This is a genomic window from Pseudomonas acericola (SeqCode) (assembly GCF_053456465.1).
In genome coordinates this window covers 177,328-196,780 of record NZ_JBRFJB010000003.1, presented here as the reverse complement: position 1 = coordinate 196,780, position 19,453 = coordinate 177,328, and the positions used below count along the sequence as shown (strand labels likewise).

Sequence of the window (19,453 nt, the reverse complement as noted above, 5' to 3'; positions counted from 1 at the left end):
GCCGCTTTCAGGGGTTGTTATCAGCCGCCGGCTGGAGGCGTGGCAGTCAGTTTGATCATCACGCCAGCGGTGACCTTGTTGCTTCCAGCGTGCTTGACCCAGTTAGCCGCGGAGCCAACAGCAGCCAGGGTTGGGTTGGAGCCGCCGGTGGTGGCTTTCCAGCTGTAACCCAGCACGTCGATGTTCACGGTGCCTTCTGCGCGGTAACCGATGCTCAAGTTCTCTTCGTCGTTGACTTCGTACGAGCGGAAGCCTGGAGCCTGAGACTCGGTGATGGTTACAGCGTTTGGCAGCAGGCCGAAGATCACGTCCGCCGGCGCGGTGTCGGTTACCAGTACGGGCTTTCCGAGAGTGCCGGGCAGGCCGCCGTAGATCACGACACCCGCTTCTTCGTAGATCTTGTTGGTGATCGCCTCGTCAACGATGTCGAAGTACGCAGACGAGTGCATGACCCACAGCGCGATGCGGCCGAACTTGTCGCCGAACTTGCGCATACCGCGCGTCAACGTCTTCTTGCCGTCGGTTTCGATGTTGGCAGAGACCACCATTTCGGCGTTGGAGCCGATAGCGGCGCGCAGGCCGGCAGTGGCGTACTGGATGAAGCCTTCCAGGGTCGCGTCGGCCACGTCGGCACCGACGATCTGGGAGAACTCCTCAACCGGACGACCGCGGCGCTTGAACGCCTCTTCGGTGGTCTGGTACGGGCCGTACTTCCAAGGAGCCTTGACGCCGACAGCTTCGCCAGCGGTGATTTTCTTGGCAGTTACCTTGCCTTCGGAGTTCACGTCGCGGTGTTCCAGCGAGCCGTTCAGCTTGTAGAGGGCGCGCTTACGGAAGTCGCCTTCGATCAGCTCGTTGTCGAGCACCATCGCGCCGTTGGACGACGCGTTGAACACATCGAGGTTGTCCTGGACACGCTCCAGGTATGCAGTTTGCGCCTCATCGTTGTAGATGATCAGGTCGCTGTTGACGGTTGTAGCCATGGGTTTGTCCCCTTATTTGGGCAATGCGAGATATGCGGTTTGGCCGTGCTTGCGCTGGAAGTCGCGCTTCTGCTCGGAGGTCATTTCGGAGCGCTTGAATGCAGCCTTGCCGCCACCCCCGCCCGGGGCAAATGTTCCCGAAGCCCTTGGCCACAGGTGAGGTGCGCTTTCACGCAGAGATTCCGCCCATTCGAGCGGAGTCAGAGGGGTCTTGCCGTCTTTACCGAGGATGACCTGGCCGGATTCATCAACGGCGACGGCATCGCCATCTTCGTTAAGGGTGAACACGCCTTTGGCGCGCAGAATGATGTCGTCGGTTGCTTCGGGGAGAGCACCAGCTTTCAATGCGGCACCGCGTACCGAGTCGCCCAGGACTTTGCCCTGGAACTTGGCAGCAAAGGACTCGGCTTTCTCGGCGCGCTCGCTGATGGCCTTCAACTGCTTGTCGTAGTCGCCACGCAGGCGCTCGGTACGTCGGTTAAAGACCTCATCCACCTTGCCCTCGGTCAGCAGCTTGGTTTCTTCATCCTGGCCCGCTCGGCTGAGCAAGCCTTTGACGGCGTCGATGTCGATGCCTTCAAACTGGGTTTCGAACTGGGTCAGCTTGGTGGAGGTGTCCTTCAGCTTTCCCAGCAGCTCTGTATTCTTGGTTTTCAAACCGGAAACGGATGCTTCAACGGCAGTCGCGATAGCGGCCTTGATTGCCGGGTTTTCCAGGTCGATTTCGTTTTCTTCTGCCACGTTGATGCACCCCTTGGGTTTGGTCGGCCCGCTTTGCAGGCATAAAAAAACCCGCCGTAGCGGGTTAAATAGCTCGATTAACTTTTAATACAGGAGCCATTCGAGAGCCGTTAGATTCGGATCGTCAACGCGATGAATAGCTGTCTGTTCAATCAAATACAAAATTTTCCTCTGCGCCTTACTGATATTTTCGTCTGTCGAATCCAGATTAATAACGATGCTCGCCTGCCGAAGAACCTTTAAATTCAAATAGAAAATACTCAAAAAACAATGCAGTACTGCACCAAGATCATGCTCAGAGCTAAGAAGCCCATCGGCAGTCGCTTGTTGGCTGAAGTCCTCTATCCAGCCCTGAGCCATACCAGCAAGAAAACCATCAGGACACTGATCCATCGCGCAAACAAAGTACTCGCAGATTTTTGCTATTTCTTGCGGAGCAAACTTACTCAACATTCCCTGACCCTTAGGCTACCCAGACAGCGAATTAACTTTGCAGTGACGCGCGCTCAAATGCTAGCGGTTCTAAGGCCTTCATCTGTATTAAAGAAAGTGGCTCGTAGTTTCGATCAAGCTGCAGCTCCGAGAAACGCTCTACGCTCAGCCCGCCCTCCCGGAACAGCTTGGCCCGGACTGGGCCGATAGCAACGTCCTGAAACGCCGCCGGCTGCTGCTGAAGCCAGTGGTAATAGTCGAGGCTTGCACTGACCTGCCCCGCTCCACTCGCCCCCACCGACGCCCGGGTAGCGCCCTTGGCAAACATCTCGCTGAGCTTGGTCAACAGAATGAACGTGGTGCGGCAATTCGGGTGAAACGGTGGCCGTGGCCCGGAATCCACTGGAAACCTGCGCTTGTCCATCGACCGGCATTGCTGGCTGGTCTTGCTGTCCAGGGTGGCGACCATCTCGACTTCGGACACAATGTCGATATTGGCCTTGGCCACCTCCATCCGCGCCTGGGACGACACATGCTGAATGGCGGTATGTACGACCGTGCTGGCATTGCGGTTGGTGGTCGCCAGGATGCCGTCCTTGTAGCCGGCGGCCTTGGTCCCGCGAATATTGCGGATGACCTGGAAGTTCGTCTGCCCCTCGAAGAACCCCTGCCTGATGGTGCCCGTGACGCGCTCACGCTCCGCACCGGTCCATCCCTTGATGAAGGCCTTGAGCAGCTTACCGCCGCCGGTACCGCGCACGCTGAGCGGATTGGTCAACACAGCGGTGCGGATTGCAGCAGCCGTCGGCGCGACCACATCCAGCGACACACCTACCGGCTCCGACCGGGCAAGGCTGGTCGCCTCAAACTGCGCCTCATAGTTGGCGATATCCACCAGGTCGAGGTTCAGCTGCGCGCTGTACCGGTCAAAGATGCCCAGCAGCAGGCTATCCACTTCCTTCAGCAGCGCTTCCAGGCGCTTCGTGTTGTACTCGGTCAGGTCCGACTGGGTGAGCCGGTCGCGGATCGAGCGGTCAATCTCCTTGAGGAAGGGAGCGAACTTGCCCACCTCCCCGGCCTTGAGCTTTTCGAGGAAGACCGCGTGCCGGATGGTCGCGTCAAGTATTGCTTGGTTCGCCGCCATCTACTTTGCCCTCATCTTCCAGGCCCAGGCCGTCGCCCTGCTCGTCCAGTTCGCCGTCGATCTGCTGGTCAGTGCGCTCTGGCGCGATCAACCCCAGTTTGCGCAGGTAAGCCCGCAAGTCAGCCTTGGCGAAGCCGCCGTTCTGCCACAAACCAACCAAGGCGGTGATCATTTGCGGATCAGCCGTCAGTTCGACGAACTCTTGATTGACCTGGTAGGCGACCTTCTTGTCGGCAATGCCCATGTAGGTGCAGCACCACATGATGGCCCGCGTATAGGCTTCGCTGACATTCGCGACACAGCCGGCAAGGACAGATGTCGATGCCGACTGATCGCCGCGCGACTCGGTGGCGGTCTTGGTGGCAAGCGATGCCACCACCATCCGGGCGCCCAGCTCGATCATCATTTGGTTCTTGTCGGCCATGGCCTCCTTGACCAGTGTGTTCGGTGCGGGCTGGGCGTAGCCGAATGCGCCGCCGGCGGGCAGCAGCATGGGTGCGCGCGATCCCACATAAACGCCCTTTTTCTCCAACAGTTCGACCCACTGCTCGGTCAGGCCGGAAATCCAAGGTTGAGCTTGCCCGCACCAGAAGACACTGTCCTCATAGTCGGCGCTGTTCCGGTAATGGCCCAGGTTGATCATGGCAATGTCGTAGAGCGGCGACTCGTCGATGCTTGGATCGTTGTTCTGTGCACCGACGAAGGTGAATGGGATCTCCTTCAGCCGGCCACCGGCACCTGTAGGTCGAAACTCTTCGACAACCGTCAGCGGACCGCCAGTTTCAGGGCCAGCCCGGCGCCAGACACGGCAAACAAAGCCGTCATCCTCCAAGGCAAGCTCCCGGTACTGCTCAACCGTCTTGAAGCCGAAGCCATCAGGTATTTCCGGCGACTCCTTCAACACCACCAGCGTCAGCACGCTATGGCCGTTCACCATGCCGGTGCGCCAGTTGATGATGTCCTCGGCGCAGTAGGTAAGGATCACCGCGTGCCCGCCGATGCCGTCGTCTTGGTGGTAGTCGACGTACAGGCCATGCCGACCAGCCTCAAGCACCTTTTCCAGCGTGCCTTGGGAGTGCTGGTAAATGCTCACCCCGGAACCGTTGGCGTTGTCCTGCAGGTATTCCAGTTTCTTGGGCACCGTCAGCGTCGGGTCTTTGTGAAAGGCCAGGCCAAGCAAGCCGTTTCGGGTGTGTCCGGTGGCGTTCTTGAACACTGCCCGCTCGCGATACGCCCGATTGCGGTCTTGGTTCTCCGGCGATTTGTCGTGAGAGTTGATATACGGCAGCCGTGGTACCACTCGGTGCTGGCCGGCGCACACGTCGCGAACGGTCGCCCAGCGATCCAGCACTCCCAAATACTCCGCCCGCTTGAAGGAGACGTCGTTGCTCATCGGGCGTATCCCATTTTGATAGAAGTGGCCGGCTTCCTCGAGCTCTTCGCCACAGCGAAGTAACGGAAACCGTCGGAGCCATGAGAGGTCCAGTCATGAAGCGGCTTGTCTTTCCAGCAGCCGCGCTTGTCGTCCCATTCCTTGCGGTAATTCTCAAGGCAGGACACACCCTGTTCGCACTTCGAATCGTCGAAGACGCACTTGGGCAGAATCTCCCGCACCTGCTCAATGCCGTCATTGACGCCGAGCTTAGGAACGACCTGGAACGTCATGCAGTACTTCTGGCCGTCGATGTCGTATCCCTCACGGGCCAGCTCCCGGCGAGTTTTGGCGTCACTGCCGAACTCTCGGTTGTCGATGTCGTGCGGGCCCCAGTGCTCGGAGTAGGTGTAACCCTTGTCCTTGAGCACCTTCATGTAATGGCGCAGGCCTTCGCCGCTGTTCTCGTAGTAGTCGATGACGTGAAACTCTTCAACGACCTGGCGCACGAACCAAATAGCCGTGGAGTCGCCGACACCGATATCCCAGAAGGTCATCACCGGGAGGTGGCTGTTGTTCGGGATCACTCCGATGCGCTGTTGCGCGTAGAGCTTGGTCAGTTGCTGGGCGTAGTAGGCGCCCTCGACCGACTGCTGGAAGGCCTCGACAGGGATCGACGGGTATTCCCGTTTCATGTCGTCGCCGAGCGTCTTCTCCTTGGCCGCGTACCAAGCGCGCTGACCGTCATTGGTGACGATGCTGTGCTTGGCGAGCAGTTCGTTGAAGTAGTCGGTGAGGCGCTGCGGGATGACCACATCAGTCGGGTCAAGCCAATAGGCTTTGTTCTTCCACCAGGAGAAGAAGAAAAACTTCCAGTCCAGCAGCCCCAGGGGCACACCAGCCAGTTGCTGGCGCTCCGCGCTCTGCGAGTAATCGAAGAAGTAGCCCGCCCTGCCCTCCGCCGTCGACTCAATCGTGACGAAGCAATCGGTGGCGACAGCCTCGAAGGCGCCGGTGACGATCTCTCGGGCCTTGTGGGGAAACTTGGCACAGATCTTCCCGAACTCGGATACGTGCAGATACCGTAAAGTCCCGCCCCGGAAGGACGTTGACACGTAGAGCGATCCGCCCTTGCTGAAGACAAGCTCACCAGCAGCATCGTTAGAAGCAGGATTGGCGGCGCGTATCTCAGCAGGCAGGTTGTCGTAGGCATATTTGACCTTCTCCCGGAACAGGCGCTTGGCATCGTTCAGGGTGTGGGCGATCAGGGCGCACTTGGCCGATTCGAAGAGGGCCGCGTCCAGTTGGATGATGCAGCACTCAGTCGTGAAACCGAGCTGCCGAGCCTTCAGGATGATGTTGCGCGTGTGCATCCCGTCGAAGTATTCGATCTGCTCGTCCGTCATCCGGAAGCGAACCTTCTTCCCCGCTTTGTCGGTAATGAAGTAGAGGTTGTTCAACCGCCAGCGCTTATCCCGGAGCAGCTTCAAGTGCTCGGGCTTCATGTCAGGCTTCCTTCGATAGATCGTCCATCAGTTTCGAGAGCGCGTCGGCATCGCTGTTGCCGGCTTTGGTATCAAGGTCGTAGGCCTGACGCTCCAGGGCAACCAGCGTCTTCAGGGTTTCGGCCAGTTCCTTCATGGTCTTGGTTCGGCCCGGCAGGCTGATCACCTTGCCATAAAGGTCATTGCGCTTGTCGAAACCGTTGTCGTCCGGGTCGCGCATCAACTCGCCCAGCTCCTCGAACAACTCGCGGTTGTCGGTCAGGCCTTCCAGCTCGTCCAGCAGCTTGTTGGTGAGTCGCCTCCCACGGGAGATGTCACCGCGGTGAGCCATGCGGATGTTCGCAATGACTTCAGCGTTTACCTCGATGATCTCTCTTTCGGTATCCGCCTGTTTGGTGGATACCTCAGTGGATACCGTGCGTTTGGATACCAGCGAATCGGCCTTCGCCTGGATCTTCGCCTTGAGGTCTCGCTCCCACCCATCCCGCTTGGCGCGCTTGTTGATTGCGCCGTGGGTAATGCCCTGAGTTGAGGCGATTTCGCGGATGGAAAGCAGCCCGGCCCGGTAGGCGCGTTCGATTGCCTCCCAGTCGGGTTGCTTGGTTATCATACTAAACTCCACTCAATAAAAAGCCCCGCACGTGGCGAGGCTGGAGTTAGGCAGTGATGCTGCCAAATTCTAACTGTTTCAAATTTAAACTTTGATAAGGCTTTCTGGATAGAACGTAGCCGTTTGGAGAGCGTCCTTGGCATCAAACCACTTGCAGTAGATCTCTACACGGAACGGAATGCCAGAAGTGAAGACATCTTCAGGGTTTGGCGTGTCGTCAATGTAAGTGATCGTCATTTTTGGACCGCCGCTTTTGAGCTGTACCACTTCACCATTACTGAATTCCGACATCGCCCTACTCCTTGGATAGTTGAACGGCCATCATGGCCAGCATGCAGCTCAAACTCAACAGGATAGCGATTGGGCGTTGTGCAGACTGGTAACCAAAAGTGTCCGTATCGTGCCGCCAGTGCCGGTATCACGCTTCGCCGCCATCTCAACCGCCCTACAAGCACTGGCGCCCATCTCCATGGCATTGATGGCGTGGTCCGCGCCAGAGCCAATTGCATAAGTTGCCTCAATTGGGATTGGGCTCTTCCAGAATCCATCTTCAATATTGGCACCTACACACCAAACACCTTCGCCATCCGAGACGATTGCCGATGCATCCAGATCTTTGGTTACAGGGCATCCAAAGTAGGCATCCTGTAGCGCAGTGTAGTCAGAGGTCTTGCCGCACATCACGAACCTGACCCCTTTCACCTGATGACACTTTTCGTAGTCGTCGTAAGTGATGGTGCTCCCACAGGTGATCTGGGAGTCATAGGCAATCACGCCGTCTTTGTAGGCAATGGTTGTCATTTTGCCCCCCAATCTCCAAAGCGCCGCATACCTTGATTGGCTCGCCCGATGGCGGTATTGATACGTCTCGACACTTAACAAGGACTAAACGCATGGATCACAACAAGGCTGGAATCGTCATCCACACAAATAATGCCGAGCCAGAGCAGCTGACTAACGTCCAGTTTCATTTCGCCCCGGGTGAGCGCTCACTCTATGCAGGCGCAGACAACACTGGCGCAATTGTCCAGCGGGCAGGCTGGCTAGGGATTCGAATCGATCCTTTCTCAGGCTGGCTAGGAACCTTCTTAATCGAGCTGAGGCCCACTAATGATCTACGCAGTGAGCATATGTTTGAGGTGACACGCAGCTTCCACGAACCACTTCAGGACGGCGAGTGGTTGTGGTTTCCTGTGAAGCCTGTAGTAGTGACGGCCTATAGCGATCACGACTAGATCGCGCCACGATTTGGCGCATTCAAAAACGTGGCGCGGATTACTGTGTCGCCCGGTTGAGGGCTTCATCCGCCTTGTCAGCAGCTTGGGCGGCAGTGGTTGCAGCCTTGTTGGCCTTGTCAGCGGCAGTGCCCGTCTTGCGGGTCAACTCCTCCAAACGCTTGTCACGCTCAGTCATCGCCGTGTCGTATGCCCTGCGGATGTCCGACACCTGGTTGCTTTGCTTCTCGGCGAGCGACCAGTAAGCAGCCTGATAACCCAGAACTGCCCCACCTCCCACGAGCACGACAGCAATGGCCCAGACCTCAGTCCGGCGCCACCAGCGGCGTGCGATAAATTCCAATGCGCACCTGTCCATCAGGCGATACCTCCCAGCTTGGTGCGCAGGCGAGTGATCTCGTCGCTCTGCTGCGTCACGCGGTCAGTGAGTTGGGCGACCTGGCTGGTCAACGCTTCGATCTTGCCTTCCATGCGGCCAACGGCGGCGGCCAGGTCATTCCGTTCCTTGGCGAACTGATCAGCGCGAGCTTCTGCCTCTTTGCGCGCGGCGCGCTCTTGGTTCAGCAGCTCGTTCAGCCGCTTCAGGGTGCCGATATCGGCGCTGTCCATGGCCCGGTCGGTCGCATCCTTCGAAAGGAACCGGCGCAGCCAAAGCAGGCCGCCCAGCACAACGGTGGCACTACCGCCCAGCCAGGTAGCTGTGCCTGGGCCGAGATCAGTAGGATCCATCGTCACTCCATGAAGAAAATGGCAGTCGCCAGTAATAGGTCAGCCCCAGAAGCACTCCCAGCTCGGAGCAATGGGTGTGGTGGAGCCGAAAACGAAAAGGCCTCGATTAATGTCGAAGCCTGGGATTGGTAGCTGGCTTTCAGGCTTTCTTGGGCGCCTGGGTGATCTTCACCAGGCCGTCCGGCAGGACTTCCATGTGGGATGCCTTTACGATGATGTCAGGCATGAAATCACCGCTGGCCCCAATGCCAAGGCCGATACCGGCGGCAACGTACTTGCCATCTGCGCTTAGCTTCATCTTCACGCCCCAGGCGGCGGGCCATGGCGAAGCAACGCAGGCTTTATCGACAACGTCCTGCCGCATGCAGACTTTACCGTCAGCAACAATGAAAGGATCCGGGTCTCCAAGCTTGCCAAGCCGAGCGCGAAGCTTGCCATCTTGATAGATATTCAAATTGGCGCCACCAAGGCGATTGACCATCCCGAAAATTGAGCTCTGTTTACAGCGAGCCTCCACTTCCTCGGGTGTCTCTTGCCGATCATAGGTCAGCGAGATGCGCACATCCGAGCCGTCTCGATCAAACGAGATGTCCTCGGTCGTGAGTTCCGCATTAGCGCGGTACTCTGCCGGAATCCTCTCCATCTCTGCGCCGATGAAAGCCAGTCGTTCCAGCGCGTTCGTTGGCAGATCGTGGTCAGACCAAGACCCCGCCGTGACGGCGACCAACTGGGCATCAGCGCTCGAATTGCCGCTTGAACTGTGGATCTCGAACTCGCCTGAGGCCTCGTTGAACTTCCAGCCGGAAACGCCCGGCACGTAGTTGCTGGATTGGATCGTGCGGGACATTTTCGGAGCCTCAGAACGAGAAAAGCCCCAGCGAATGCTGGGGCCTTGAATAAGTGTGCGGTCTTTCCCGCTATTAGCCGAAGACTATCCCGGCATCGATGCACAGGGTTTACGAGGGCTGTAGGTGTAAAGTGGCGGCACAGGGCGCTATTCAATGCAAACGTCGCTATTTGCTCTGCATCACAGGACTCTCGCACGATGGATCTCGCCAACCTCCAAACCAAAGATTTGCTCAGGCTTCAGTCTGAAGTAATAGCGGAGCTCAGAATTCGTGGAATCCTGAGAACAATGAACAATCCCGTCGGCGACTACGCTGAATGGCTGGTTGCTTCAGCCCTGGGATTGAAGCTCGCACAGAACTCATCTGCCGGCCATGACGCAGAATCTGAAGATGGCAAAAAAATTCAGATCAAGGCCCGCCGAATCAGCCCTACCAACAAATCCAGACAGCTAGGCGTAATACGCAATTTAGATAAAGGCGATTTCGACGAACTGATCGCAGTTATTTTCAGCGAGTCATATGAGGTAGTAGAGGCAGTATCAATCCCGCACGCAGTAATATCCGAGTACAGCACGCATAGATCCCATGTAAATGGACACGTTTTGAGCCTGCGTGGAAAACTTCTCTCAGACGGTCGCGTTCGGGATATTCGCGCCGACCTTAATCGAGGAGCCTCCCAGCAGCCTCAGAAAGCTGGCGAGATATCAAAGTAGTAGTCCTTCCCTTCTTCGAAATGCTCGGCGCGGTCGGCGGCCACGTTCACGGTGTATTCACCGTACGGCGTGTATTTGCCATAGACCGCATCCTCTTCCGCCGGATTGGCAGACCACACCGCACCAAAATTCAGGCGCGTCAGTGACTCAGTAGAGCCTTGAACGGGACCTTTTGAACGGAGAGTCATTTTGCAGCGAGTGATATGCGACATCGGTAGATCCTCTGTATCGAATGGGCAGGAGGGTCTTTCCGGTCTTTCGCCTGCATTTGGGCAATAAAAAACCCGGCGCAGAGGCCGGGTTTGGTCGAGGCTGGAAGCCTCAGATGGAGCGGGGAACTGCGCCAGCAGCGGTGCAGCTACACCAGACGGCGGATACCACGATTGCAATAGGCTTGAAAAACAGCGCAGTGAAACTAGGGATCTCGGTCATCTTACTACCCTCATCCGCGAGCAAAATAACTGTCGCGGTCAGCATTTCTGGTGTTGTGTAAAGCACGGTCATGAAGACCGCCATAACGAACAGCAATGCCATCTGGGTAGCTGTGAGAGCTGCCGGAATCGAACCGTCCGCCCCCCGAAGCCATTAGTCATTCCCCGATGTGCGCAGAAATGACAGGATGGATGAATAATGCGACATGACGACATGACATTGCAAGCCCTTTTGAGGGACTATTTCACGCCGCCTCGCACTCCAGCACTCCAACCGCTTCAAGCATGTGCTGCGCATCGACCAACGCCTCGTCCACCATCGACTCCAGCGCTCCCTTGATGCTCTTATTCCAGCGCTGATAGGTGCGCTCCGTCAGGCCCTGGGAGTCCCAGTTAGTCATGTCGTAGTTCGACTCGGCAAGGACGATCATCTCTCCCGGCTTCGTCTCGGCCACTGATCTGGCGCGCTTGTTGGCGCGGGCAACATCTGCGTCGGCAGCTTTGTTGCGCCAATCCCACTGACCCTCATCCTTGTTTTCCCGGTGCTTCGGCGCCTTCACCTCAACCACGGCGCGCTGAATGCCCTTCGACTGCTGCGGCACAGCCCAGACCAACACCGCCTGCTGAGTGAACCGCATTGGCGCCGGCGAAGGCACTACCGCGACAAGACGACCGATGGAATCTATCTTGCGCCCGCGGTGGGTGCTGTACTTAGCCACCAATGCATTCCAGTGGCGCGGACTGAGCTGGGCATGCAGAAGCTTGTGCACGATGCAGTCAGCAAGCAGGGCCGCATCCTTACCAGTGATCTCGCCCTTGAGCTTGCTGGTCTGCACTCGCGGCTCGACGTTGCACCCGCCGGCACTGTTGATGGTCTCCGCTGCCAGGGCGCGGACGACTGCAGAAATGACGTTTTGGTAATTCATGCTGCAGCCCTCTTCAGTTCTCTGGTCATTGCGCGGTATTTGGCCTTGATGGCCTTGATCTCTTCGATGGTGTACTTGCAGGCCGGGTGCAGCCCTTCCAGCCATGCCACCTTCTCGGCGCCGATGCGCAGCACCAGACGAATGCGGTACTCCACGGCGTTGCCGGAAAGGTTGCGATTGCACTTCACACACTGGCGGTGGATGTTCAGCGGCTCGAAGCGCAGTTCCGGGCAGGCGCCGACGGATCGGTAGTGCCCAGCATCCCAGCGGCTACCCGTCATCAGGTCGTTGTCGTTCGGCATTGAGTCGCAGCTGATGCACGGCAGGCACGCGTCACGCAGGCGCACGTACTCGTTCACGGCGGTCTGGGCTTCGCGCAGGTGGTCCGCTCTGCTCTTCAGCTTCTCCTTGCGGACCTTGATCTCGGCGCGCTCGATGTCGGCCAGAGCCTTGCGGGCCTTCGGCGCGTGGCGCGGCCCGTCGACGAGTGCGCACTTCGGACTACATACGGCCTGTCCCAGGCGCGCAGGAATGAATGAGGCCCTGCACGTAGCAACGCGGCACTTCTTCGGCTTGGCCGGCTTCCTTTCGATGCTCATGCGGCCTCCTGGCTGAGCAGGTCAGAGAAGTACACGTCATGCCCGGTGAAGTAGTTGACGATGCGGTCGGTGTACTGAATGCCCTGGGAGCGATTGAAGAGGCTTGTTACCGGCATCCCGTCAGGGCCGAACAGATTGCAGCCTCCCATCAGCGAAAGCTTCCGCTCGTACGTCAGGTGGCGCATAACCTGGTACCAGTCAGCCTGGAAACCGGCGTCCTCGTTCAACAGAATCTGCACGCCGAAGTGCAATTTTCAGTACCGGCGCGCATCTTCTGGTTCTCCGATCTGGGTCATCTCGGAGATGCGCTTGTACATCGCAAACCACAGGCGGTTCTGGTCCAGCGTGCGGTCCTTGCCCGGGCGGAGGCTCACCACCACAAAGTGCTTGTCCTCGAACATCTTGGACATGCGGGTGATGGCCTCGGTGAGCATGGAACGGCAGTTGACGCTGATCTTGTCCGTCATGGATTCACCTTCCTGCAGTACCGATGATAGGTCCAAACTGCGAGATAGATCGGCCAAACCATTGAAGCGATCCAAAGAACGGCAACCGTGAAAGGCTTCAGGTCCTTAGGCGGCGTCAATCCGATGTTTAACCCGCATATTCCGCAGGCCAGCATGAAATAGAGCTCAGTCATGACCGCTCTCCGTTGCCCATGGCGGCGCTGACCGACCAGTCTTTGTGCTTAGCCCGAAGGCGGCTCAGTTCGCCCGCCAACTTTGCGCGGCTTGACGCAAGCAACTCGTTCTCGGCCTTGAGCTGGTCGCGCTCGGCTCGAAACGAATCACTGAGCGCCTTGTTCTGGACATTCAGCCTTTCCCAGCAGTCAGCGGCTTTTGCAGGAAGAACGACATCAGCTTTAAGCTTTTCGATATTCGCTTCCTGCCTTCGAATTCGCTGTGCCGCAGCCAGAAGAACGATGACAAATTGGTCTTCTTCTCCATCGTCAGCGTTTTCCTGAATCGCTTGAGCGTTATCGACCAGCTCCTTGATCAGGTCCTCGGCCAGCCAGTCATGCGGCCCTTTCAGCGCGTTGATCTCAGCGATCAGCTCCAGGACTGTTTCGGGGTCAACCTCTTCGTGGAACTTCTGGAGCGCACGCATTTCCTCGTCTTCGTCGGCGAATTTTGTCACGTCCTGGGCGGCGTATTCGGCAGCCTTCTGGAGGTCCATGTAGTCAGTCATGGCTTACTCCTGAAATACATGACGACGCAGACAGGAATCAGTGCAAACGCGATGAACGCGGCGGCAAACAAATAACCGTATTGGCCCATGGTCAGAAACCCTCCTTGCCGCGCTGCGATTCCCACTCGAACGCCACGCCAATGCAGCCGTTCTCTCGGATGCGGTCGACACAGCGCACGCCTAGGGCGTCGTTCAGCTCGGCAGGCGAGAGGTTGCTGACGATGATCATCGGGCGCCCCTGCTCATACCGGCCGTTGATGATGCTGAACAGGGTGGCCAGCTCGAACTCGCTCTGCTTGGTGGCACCCACTTCGTCCAGCACCAGCAGGTCAGCACCAATCAGCTCGCGCATGATGTGGGCCTCGGTTTCGCCAGACTTGTCGCTGAAGGTCGCCTTGATATCGCCGATAACGGAGCCGACAGTGCGGTAGATCGCCTTGACCATGTGCTCGTTGATCAGTGCGCTCGCTGCGGATGTGGCCAGGTGCGTCTTGCCGGTACCGACTTTGCCAAGGAGCAACATGCATCGCCCTTCCCGCTTGTGTTTCGAGAAGTTGTCGACGTACTCGATGCATGCATCCAGAGCGACTTGCTGGGCAGGCGACGACACCATAAATCCGGCGAAGGACTTGTCAGCGAAGCGCTTGGGGATCTTGGCGGCGTCGTGCTGAAGCGTCCGGAACTGAAAGCGCTTGCGCTCAAGCTCTTCCATGTCGCGCTTGTCGCTGGCACAGATCGGGCAACCAGAAACACCACCAGCCCTGAGCATTACCGCCGAATACTCACCGTGAGTTTCGCAGTGCGCCGGCTGGCGGCCAATGACGCCAAACGTGCGGTCCAGGTGCGGGCCAAGGTCAGAGACGGAACGTGCCATTGGCGTTCTCCTTGGTGCCTGCTTTGTAATCGCGGCTTTCGGTCAGGGTGTGGCGGGAGATCGCTTGCGGCCTAGGGAATTGGCGAACATTGCTTGCCCGGGTCAAGTCGCCCTTGACCCACTTCACCAGCAGGGATACCCACTTGGATTGGGTTTGCAGGGTGCCTTCGGTTTCATGGTGGGCAGTGAATGGGGCTACGGCTTGCTTGGTGAACAGGTCAGTCGAGATGCCGAAGTGAGTGCAATAGGTCTTCAGCAAGTGAGCGTCAGGCATCCAGTCCAGGGTCATCTCGACTGGGGCTTTTGGGTCAGCATATTGCTCAGCCTCATCCGGTGGCAGGTCTTCAAGATCCTCGACGCCTTCGAAGGTGCCGCCCTCTTCACCGCCGGAACCCGGAATTTCTTCGCCCGCGTTGAGAGAGTGGTGTTGATCTTGATTCGGAGAATCAGGAATCAGGATTCCACAATCAGGAATCAGGGCGTTATCGAACGGTGGGTTAACAGGCTCTAACGGTTCTTTAACGTTAAGCTCTGGTGCGGTAACGAGAACCTTCCGTTGAGAGCCTGCGACGACAACGTTCTTTTTCCGTTCGTTAACAGTGAGATAACCGTTAATGTCTGGGAGCGTGCTGTCTTTCTCAGACCCGTGCGGGCTCTGATGCTTCTGGAAATTGACGATCTCAATTACGGAATACCCAGCCACCTGGTAGCGGGAAATAAAGCCGCTGTCAGCAAGGCGCATCAGCCCCGCCTCGACGTCATAGTCGTCACACGGGAACAGCTCGATCTTGATTCGCTTCACGCGATCCTCAAGGCGCCCTTCCCGATCTGCCAGGCACCACAGGCCGATGAAGGCCAGACGGTCGAATGCTGGAAGCTCTACGAGCAGTTCATTGCTGAACAGACCCGGCTTGATGTTTCGTGCTCTGGCCATTACGCGGCCCTCAATGCTTTGTCATGGGTGAACAAGCCGTCCCAGGTCTTCTTCATGGGCAGCTCGCCGGCCAGGTACAGGTCGTACAAACGGACAGCACCCTTCTTCAGCAGAGCAGGTGTGTAGGAGATGAAGGGGTCTTTGCCGTGCGGGGTGACTTCGATCTGGTGCTCCGTCATGTACTTGTCGCGGGCGTAGGAACCAACGCGGTGACGAACTCCCGACTTGCTTTCGTTATAGAGCCAGCTGCGTGACTCCAGGTAATTCCCCACCTGCATGACGTTGACCCCGTTGAGGCCCTTGCAGAACTGGGTGTGGGTCATGCCTTCCTTGAACAGGTTCTCCAAGGAGTGGATCTTGGTGGCCTGCTGCTCGACCTGGGCGGTGAGCAGCAATCGGGCCTTTTCAGACTCCACGGCAATATTCAGGATTTCGAGGGTGGAGAGTTGCTGAGGCTTGGCTGCTTGCGCTTCAAGTTCCTGCCAGCGGTCCACAAGCGCGGCCGTGAACTCAGGACTGAGCTGGGCGACGACTACGAAACTGTCACGCTTGCCAATCAGGTAGTGCGTCCCCGGCCGACCGACGGTTCCAGAGTTTTCCTCAACTTGAGGAAAAGTAATTACCTTGTCAGCCGCCAACGAATCTATGGTCCGCTTAACGTTGTCATGGCGTTTTCCGGTCAACTCGGCGATTTCCCGAGATGACATTGTGTGCGCCACGTTTTGAGATTGCGGAAAACGTGGCGCGAGATTGGTAGCACTATTGAAATGTGGCGGGGTTTGCATATAATCGGCCTCACAAAGTGTTATCGAATTAGCCGACCTCGACCGTCGGCTTTTTTGTGCCTGGGTTTCTGGTCCGCTTAATTGATAATGCGAACCTGGTGGGCACCGATTTCCGCGCATGCGCGGGAAATTAAGCGATAGATTTCAAATTTGGACGGTGCGCCGCGAGCAGTTGCTCAGCCTTGCGCCCCAACTCCCCCGCCTTCGCTTCAACCTGGCGGCACTGCTTGGCGAACGCAGGCAAGTGCGGCTGGTCCTGCTCGCACATCACCTGGTCGTCAAACACCTCACTGCCAGTGTCGATCACGTCGCCCAGGGCACGGATCAACGCACCGAAGCTTTTGTTCGCGCATTGGTCGCTGGTCATCTGGCGGGCGCCGGTCAGGCCGTGGCGGCTTGCCAGTTCGTTGATGCAGTGGTCGCGAAATTCAGGCTCAAGGGCTTGAACCCATGATTCTTCAAGCCAGGACGGCATTTCCTGATCACCCGAAAGCCAGCGCTGAACGCGCTTGAGCCAGCGGCTGGTCGCCTTCATGAATTCGCCAACATCGTTTTGACGGGCCAATTCTTCGAAGTCAGGAACCTTTGCCAGCTCGATCCTCGAAGTAGGAACGGTCAGGTAGATCTCGCGACTTAGCGCCTGGGCGAAATCGTCCTGGCTCAAGCTGGTGCGAGCGATCTGGTTTTGAGCATGAGCGACCAGCACCTGATCACGGGTTTGTACGGTGTGTCTGGAACTGGACGTTTGCATGGGGCCTGCTCTCTTCTAATCTGGCTTCAATGGAACGGCGGACATGAATATCAAGCGGCCTGGATCTTCTTTGCCGCCTTAAACTTGCCGTTGGAGAGGACCTGAATCTGGTACTGCCGGGATTCAGGGATCGTTTCCCCCCACATGGTCACGGCGCTCGGACGAATGCCCAGAGCCAGTGCCAGCTTTGTCTTACTACCGAAAAATTCGGCGACTTCATCAGTCTTCATTGCTCATCCTCGTTCGATTCTGACGCAATTTCAGCATGCTTAAGTTATTGCGTCAACGAGGTTTTCTGCCTACTGCATACTTAAATTCAGTTAACTTAATATTGAGTCCATGGAAAGACACGAACGTATTGCCCGCGCTATCAAGCTCAGCGGTAAAAAAAAGGGAGAAATTGCGACGCTTTGCGGCGTAGCAAACTCTGCTGTGACTCAATGGATTTCTGGCGAGAGCAAAAGCCTCCGTCCGGAGAATCTTTACGCGCTCGCTAAGGCGACCGGATTCCGAGCGGAGTGGCTCGGCATTGGCGAAGGCCCGGAACAAGACGCATCGGAGTCCAACGTTTCAATGACTGCGCAGCCTTCGCATAGCTTTCGCTACCCGGTGATCAGTTGGGTGTCTGCTGGCTCCTGGTCGGAAGCAGTTGAGCCCTACCCTGCCGGGATCTCGGATCGCTACGAGTTTTCCGAGTACAACTCGAAAGGACCTGCGTTCTGGCTTGAGGTGAAGGGCGACTCGATGACCTCTCCGGTCGGCACGAGCATCGCCCAGGGATCACTGATCCTGGTAGACACCGAAGTCGAAGCAACGCCGGGTAGGCTTGTCGTGGCCAAGCTTCCTGACAGCAACGAGGCAACCTTTAAGAAGCTGGTCAGTGATGGCGGGAGGCTTTACCTGAAACCCCTGAACCCTGGCTACCCAACTGAAGTTTTTGACGAGAACTGCCGGATCGTCGGTGTTGTTGTTCAGGCTACGCAGAAGTTTCTCTGATGCCCTCCGCTCTTGGAAAGCCATCGACCTCATGGCGAGAGGAAAGCTTCTGGAGCAAGGTCTGGCTCTGGGCCTGGCTGGCGCTCATGGTGGTTTTCACAGCTGAAGCTGGCATTTGGCCGGACGGCAGCTCATCCAACCGCAAGCGAGTCTTCAGCCCTGGCTTCGTTGTGCTCTGCGCCATCGTCGCTGTAGTTGAGCTGATAGCGCTGAACCACTTCTATGGTGCGCGCGGATGAGGTGAAGGCAGGAAAGATTACGAAGTCGAAATAACAAACTTTTATGTAGGCCAAAATAACAACCGCAATTGTGTTTTGCTGGTATCGCGAGATTTAGGGAGTTCAATTGGTGAAACAGGAAAAACAAAAGCGCTACATATTTGATTTCTATTCGATAACATCAGTCCAGCAAGACCTCTTCGCCATGACCACAGAAGCCGCATTCGAGAAGATAATAAACGGGGATCACCCTAAAAGCTATGCGAGCTATGGGTGTATACGAGAAATTTTCGGCCTGAACTACCGTAGCAGTACCAATTCATACGCGGGCCAAATCCGTAAAATACGGAAAGCAGATCTTCCAGAGATTGGAGCATTGGGGAAGGATGGAAAAAAGATTGAGTTGGAAATGGACGAAGGCGTTATTGAAAAGAATTTTTTCGTTTACTACAAAGAAAATTCCTTACTAGTTATACACAGGAATGATGACGGTAACACTGGCTTGCATCTTGCCCAACTGCTGACGGCTAGTGCTGGCGTGAATTTTTTTTCCAGCCCAATCATAAGGCCGGACCAAGCAGAGATGCTCCTTAATAAAAAACTGAGCATAAAAAAGTTCTCCGTAAAAATCCCCAAACCAACTAACCCTGATTTGTATCCACAAGATAACTTGAGCGCCAGAACTTTAGAACTATTAAACCAATCAGGTGCTGATTTTCTCGACGTAACCTTCACAATTGATAACAAACTCGATACAAGCTCAGGAAAGCTGAGTAGTGCCATACAGAGTTCAATTGGCCACCTTTTAACAATGGGTGCTACTAAAGCAAAAATTGAAACTGATGAAAATGGCAAAATACTACCTATAGACTTAATCGCCAATAGGATATACTCATCTCAGACCATTAGATCCAACTCATCTTTTCCGCCTCCTGAAAGCATGTATAAACTTGCTGACAAGGCAAAGGAAGAACAGAGAGAATCAGTAGATGAATATTTCGGCAAAACTGATAGAATTATTTAAACTATCCACTGCGATATTCATGACGTGGATGTTTCACAAGTATAACTTCCGCTTCCAGCCTGGCGAAATCTCTACGCTTGCCGGCGTCCTTGCTGGCGCTTCTGGAACGATACTCGGGTTCCTGATCACTGCAATCGCATTGATGGCATCAGTGATGGATCGGGATCTTTTGAAAAACCTCAGGGCGACCGGGGGATATCGGATACTCATCTCCGGAAGCTTTGTATGTGCATTCCTTTTTTTGCTGCTCCTTGCGTCATCAATATGTCTATTACTTCCATGGGCAGGAGAAAAGCAGCTTCTCCTGCTCCTGAACATATTCATAGGGTCTCTGGCGGCAATACAGCTTGCCGGCACTGGGCTGGGTTTCTACCGAATTATTATGTCGATTAGCAGAGGCTGAGCGCGAATGCGC

The 19,453-nt window shown here is 56.4% G+C and carries 28 protein-coding genes and 1 pseudogene; 6 read left to right on the top strand and 23 right to left on the bottom strand.

Translation table 11 applies throughout. From position 1 onward, the window contains the following. Positions 1–20: 20 nt before the first annotated feature. From ACU688_RS12970 to ACU688_RS12930, 9 genes are all read right to left on the bottom strand, one after another. The gene (locus tag ACU688_RS12970; protein ID WP_124524560.1) at positions 21–983 is read right to left on the bottom strand and encodes a major capsid protein; all 963 of its coding nucleotides are present in this window, start codon (positions 981–983) and stop codon (positions 21–23) included. 12 nt (positions 984–995) lie between these two features. Beyond that, entirely contained in the window at positions 996–1,724 is a 729-nt protein-coding gene (locus ACU688_RS12965) for a hypothetical protein (protein WP_068967225.1), read from the bottom strand. Between the two features lie 84 nt (positions 1,725–1,808). Beyond that, positions 1,809–2,177 (bottom strand): hypothetical protein, encoded by a 369-nt coding sequence (locus ACU688_RS12960; RefSeq protein WP_448185020.1) that lies wholly within the window; start codon positions 2,175–2,177, stop codon positions 1,809–1,811. Positions 2,178–2,208: 31 nt separating this feature from the next. Beyond that, entirely contained in the window at positions 2,209–3,300 is a 1,092-nt protein-coding gene (locus tag ACU688_RS12955) for a minor capsid protein (protein ID WP_448185019.1), read from the bottom strand. Continuing rightward, the gene (locus ACU688_RS12950) at positions 3,275–4,693 is read right to left on the bottom strand and encodes a DUF4055 domain-containing protein (protein ID WP_448185018.1); all 1,419 of its coding nucleotides are present in this window, start codon (positions 4,691–4,693) and stop codon (positions 3,275–3,277) included. The genes ACU688_RS12955 and ACU688_RS12950 overlap by 26 nt, the downstream gene beginning before the upstream one ends. After that, positions 4,690–6,177 carry a terminase large subunit gene (locus ACU688_RS12945; protein WP_448185017.1) on the bottom strand — a complete coding sequence of 496 codons (1,488 nt, stop codon included), beginning with the start codon at positions 6,175–6,177 and terminating at the stop codon, positions 4,690–4,692. The genes ACU688_RS12950 and ACU688_RS12945 overlap by 4 nt, the downstream gene beginning before the upstream one ends. Position 6,178: 1 nt before the next feature. Then, positions 6,179–6,787 carry a hypothetical protein gene (locus tag ACU688_RS12940; RefSeq protein ID WP_448185016.1) on the bottom strand — a complete coding sequence of 203 codons (609 nt, stop codon included), beginning with the start codon at positions 6,785–6,787 and terminating at the stop codon, positions 6,179–6,181. An 84-nt stretch (positions 6,788–6,871) separates the two neighbouring features. Then, the gene (locus ACU688_RS12935) at positions 6,872–7,078 is read right to left on the bottom strand and encodes a YodC family protein (RefSeq protein WP_448185015.1); all 207 of its coding nucleotides are present in this window, start codon (positions 7,076–7,078) and stop codon (positions 6,872–6,874) included. Positions 7,079–7,132: 54 nt separating this feature from the next. After that, positions 7,133–7,588: an Ntn hydrolase family protein gene (locus ACU688_RS12930; protein ID WP_448185014.1), complete on the bottom strand. Its 456-nt coding sequence runs from the start codon at positions 7,586–7,588 to the stop codon at positions 7,133–7,135. Positions 7,589–7,680: 92 nt separating this feature from the next. Between ACU688_RS12930 and ACU688_RS12925 the strand changes: the two genes are divergently transcribed. Beyond that, positions 7,681–8,022, top strand: a complete 342-nt coding sequence (locus tag ACU688_RS12925) for a hypothetical protein (protein ID WP_448185013.1) — start codon at positions 7,681–7,683, stop codon at positions 8,020–8,022. 40 nt (positions 8,023–8,062) lie between these two features. Here the strand turns inward: ACU688_RS12925 and ACU688_RS12920 are convergent, their stop codons facing one another. The 3 genes from ACU688_RS12920 to ACU688_RS12910 form a co-directional block, all read right to left on the bottom strand. Continuing rightward, positions 8,063–8,380 carry a hypothetical protein gene (locus tag ACU688_RS12920; protein ID WP_448185012.1) on the bottom strand — a complete coding sequence of 106 codons (318 nt, stop codon included), beginning with the start codon at positions 8,378–8,380 and terminating at the stop codon, positions 8,063–8,065. After that, complete coding sequence (locus ACU688_RS12915) at positions 8,380–8,751, bottom strand: chemotaxis protein (RefSeq protein ID WP_025856073.1); 372 nt, start codon at positions 8,749–8,751, stop codon at positions 8,380–8,382. The genes ACU688_RS12920 and ACU688_RS12915 overlap by 1 nt, the downstream gene beginning before the upstream one ends. A 139-nt stretch (positions 8,752–8,890) precedes the next feature. Continuing rightward, on the bottom strand, positions 8,891–9,598 hold the full coding sequence (locus ACU688_RS12910; protein WP_448185011.1) for a phage tail tip fiber protein: 708 nt from the start codon (positions 9,596–9,598) through the stop codon (positions 8,891–8,893). A 198-nt stretch (positions 9,599–9,796) separates the two neighbouring features. On the opposite strand from ACU688_RS12910, the gene ACU688_RS12905 reads away from it, so the two are divergent. After that, complete coding sequence (locus tag ACU688_RS12905; protein WP_448185010.1) at positions 9,797–10,312, top strand: DUF6998 domain-containing protein; 516 nt, start codon at positions 9,797–9,799, stop codon at positions 10,310–10,312. On the opposite strand, the gene ACU688_RS12900 is transcribed toward ACU688_RS12905, so the two are convergent. The 11 genes and pseudogenes from ACU688_RS12900 to ACU688_RS12850 form a co-directional block, all read right to left on the bottom strand. Beyond that, entirely contained in the window at positions 10,285–10,524 is a 240-nt protein-coding gene (locus ACU688_RS12900) for a hypothetical protein (RefSeq protein ID WP_448185009.1), read from the bottom strand. The genes ACU688_RS12905 and ACU688_RS12900 overlap by 28 nt on opposite strands. Positions 10,525–10,633: 109 nt before the next feature. Next, the gene (locus ACU688_RS12895) at positions 10,634–10,816 is read right to left on the bottom strand and encodes a hypothetical protein (RefSeq protein WP_448185008.1); all 183 of its coding nucleotides are present in this window, start codon (positions 10,814–10,816) and stop codon (positions 10,634–10,636) included. Positions 10,817–10,988: 172 nt separating this feature from the next. Beyond that, the gene (locus ACU688_RS12890; protein WP_448185007.1) at positions 10,989–11,669 is read right to left on the bottom strand and encodes a hypothetical protein; all 681 of its coding nucleotides are present in this window, start codon (positions 11,667–11,669) and stop codon (positions 10,989–10,991) included. Further along, positions 11,666–12,268 carry a recombination protein NinG gene (locus tag ACU688_RS12885; protein ID WP_448185006.1) on the bottom strand — a complete coding sequence of 201 codons (603 nt, stop codon included), beginning with the start codon at positions 12,266–12,268 and terminating at the stop codon, positions 11,666–11,668. Before ACU688_RS12885 ends, ACU688_RS12890 begins: the two co-directional genes overlap by 4 nt. After that, positions 12,265–12,735: pseudogene (locus tag ACU688_RS12880) on the bottom strand (hypothetical protein). Before ACU688_RS12880 ends, ACU688_RS12885 begins: the two are co-directional and overlap by 4 nt. 169 nt (positions 12,736–12,904) lie before the next feature. Next, positions 12,905–13,456 carry a hypothetical protein gene (locus tag ACU688_RS12875; protein ID WP_448185005.1) on the bottom strand — a complete coding sequence of 184 codons (552 nt, stop codon included), beginning with the start codon at positions 13,454–13,456 and terminating at the stop codon, positions 12,905–12,907. 91 nt (positions 13,457–13,547) lie between these two features. Continuing rightward, complete coding sequence (locus tag ACU688_RS12870) at positions 13,548–14,330, bottom strand: ATP-binding protein (protein ID WP_448185004.1); 783 nt, start codon at positions 14,328–14,330, stop codon at positions 13,548–13,550. Then, positions 14,311–15,264, bottom strand: coding sequence for a DnaT-like ssDNA-binding domain-containing protein (locus ACU688_RS12865; RefSeq protein WP_448185003.1), 954 nt, complete (start codon positions 15,262–15,264; stop codon positions 14,311–14,313). Before ACU688_RS12865 ends, ACU688_RS12870 begins: the two co-directional genes overlap by 20 nt. Beyond that, on the bottom strand, positions 15,264–16,049 hold the full coding sequence (locus ACU688_RS12860) for a Rha family transcriptional regulator (RefSeq protein ID WP_448185002.1): 786 nt from the start codon (positions 16,047–16,049) through the stop codon (positions 15,264–15,266). The genes ACU688_RS12865 and ACU688_RS12860 overlap by 1 nt, the downstream gene beginning before the upstream one ends. Positions 16,050–16,179: 130 nt before the next feature. Then, the gene (locus ACU688_RS12855; protein ID WP_448185001.1) at positions 16,180–16,800 is read right to left on the bottom strand and encodes a DUF8585 domain-containing protein; all 621 of its coding nucleotides are present in this window, start codon (positions 16,798–16,800) and stop codon (positions 16,180–16,182) included. A gap of 50 nt (positions 16,801–16,850) precedes the next feature. Beyond that, positions 16,851–17,030 carry a Cro/CI family transcriptional regulator gene (locus tag ACU688_RS12850; RefSeq protein ID WP_448185000.1) on the bottom strand — a complete coding sequence of 60 codons (180 nt, stop codon included), beginning with the start codon at positions 17,028–17,030 and terminating at the stop codon, positions 16,851–16,853. Positions 17,031–17,139: 109 nt separating this feature from the next. On the opposite strand from ACU688_RS12850, the gene ACU688_RS12845 reads away from it, so the two are divergent. The 4 genes from ACU688_RS12845 to ACU688_RS12830 all read left to right on the top strand — a co-directional run bounded on the left by ACU688_RS12845 (position 17,140) and on the right by ACU688_RS12830 (position 19,441). Further along, positions 17,140–17,796, top strand: coding sequence for a LexA family protein (locus ACU688_RS12845; RefSeq protein ID WP_448184999.1), 657 nt, complete (start codon positions 17,140–17,142; stop codon positions 17,794–17,796). Continuing rightward, positions 17,796–18,035 (top strand): hypothetical protein, encoded by a 240-nt coding sequence (locus ACU688_RS12840; RefSeq protein WP_448184998.1) that lies wholly within the window; start codon positions 17,796–17,798, stop codon positions 18,033–18,035. Before ACU688_RS12845 ends, ACU688_RS12840 begins: the two co-directional genes overlap by 1 nt. A gap of 109 nt (positions 18,036–18,144) precedes the next feature. Continuing rightward, positions 18,145–19,038 carry a DUF6731 family protein gene (locus ACU688_RS12835; protein ID WP_124524582.1) on the top strand — a complete coding sequence of 298 codons (894 nt, stop codon included), beginning with the start codon at positions 18,145–18,147 and terminating at the stop codon, positions 19,036–19,038. Then, on the top strand, positions 19,004–19,441 hold the full coding sequence (locus tag ACU688_RS12830) for a hypothetical protein (RefSeq protein ID WP_448184997.1): 438 nt from the start codon (positions 19,004–19,006) through the stop codon (positions 19,439–19,441). Before ACU688_RS12835 ends, ACU688_RS12830 begins: the two co-directional genes overlap by 35 nt. Positions 19,442–19,453 lie beyond the last annotated feature (12 nt).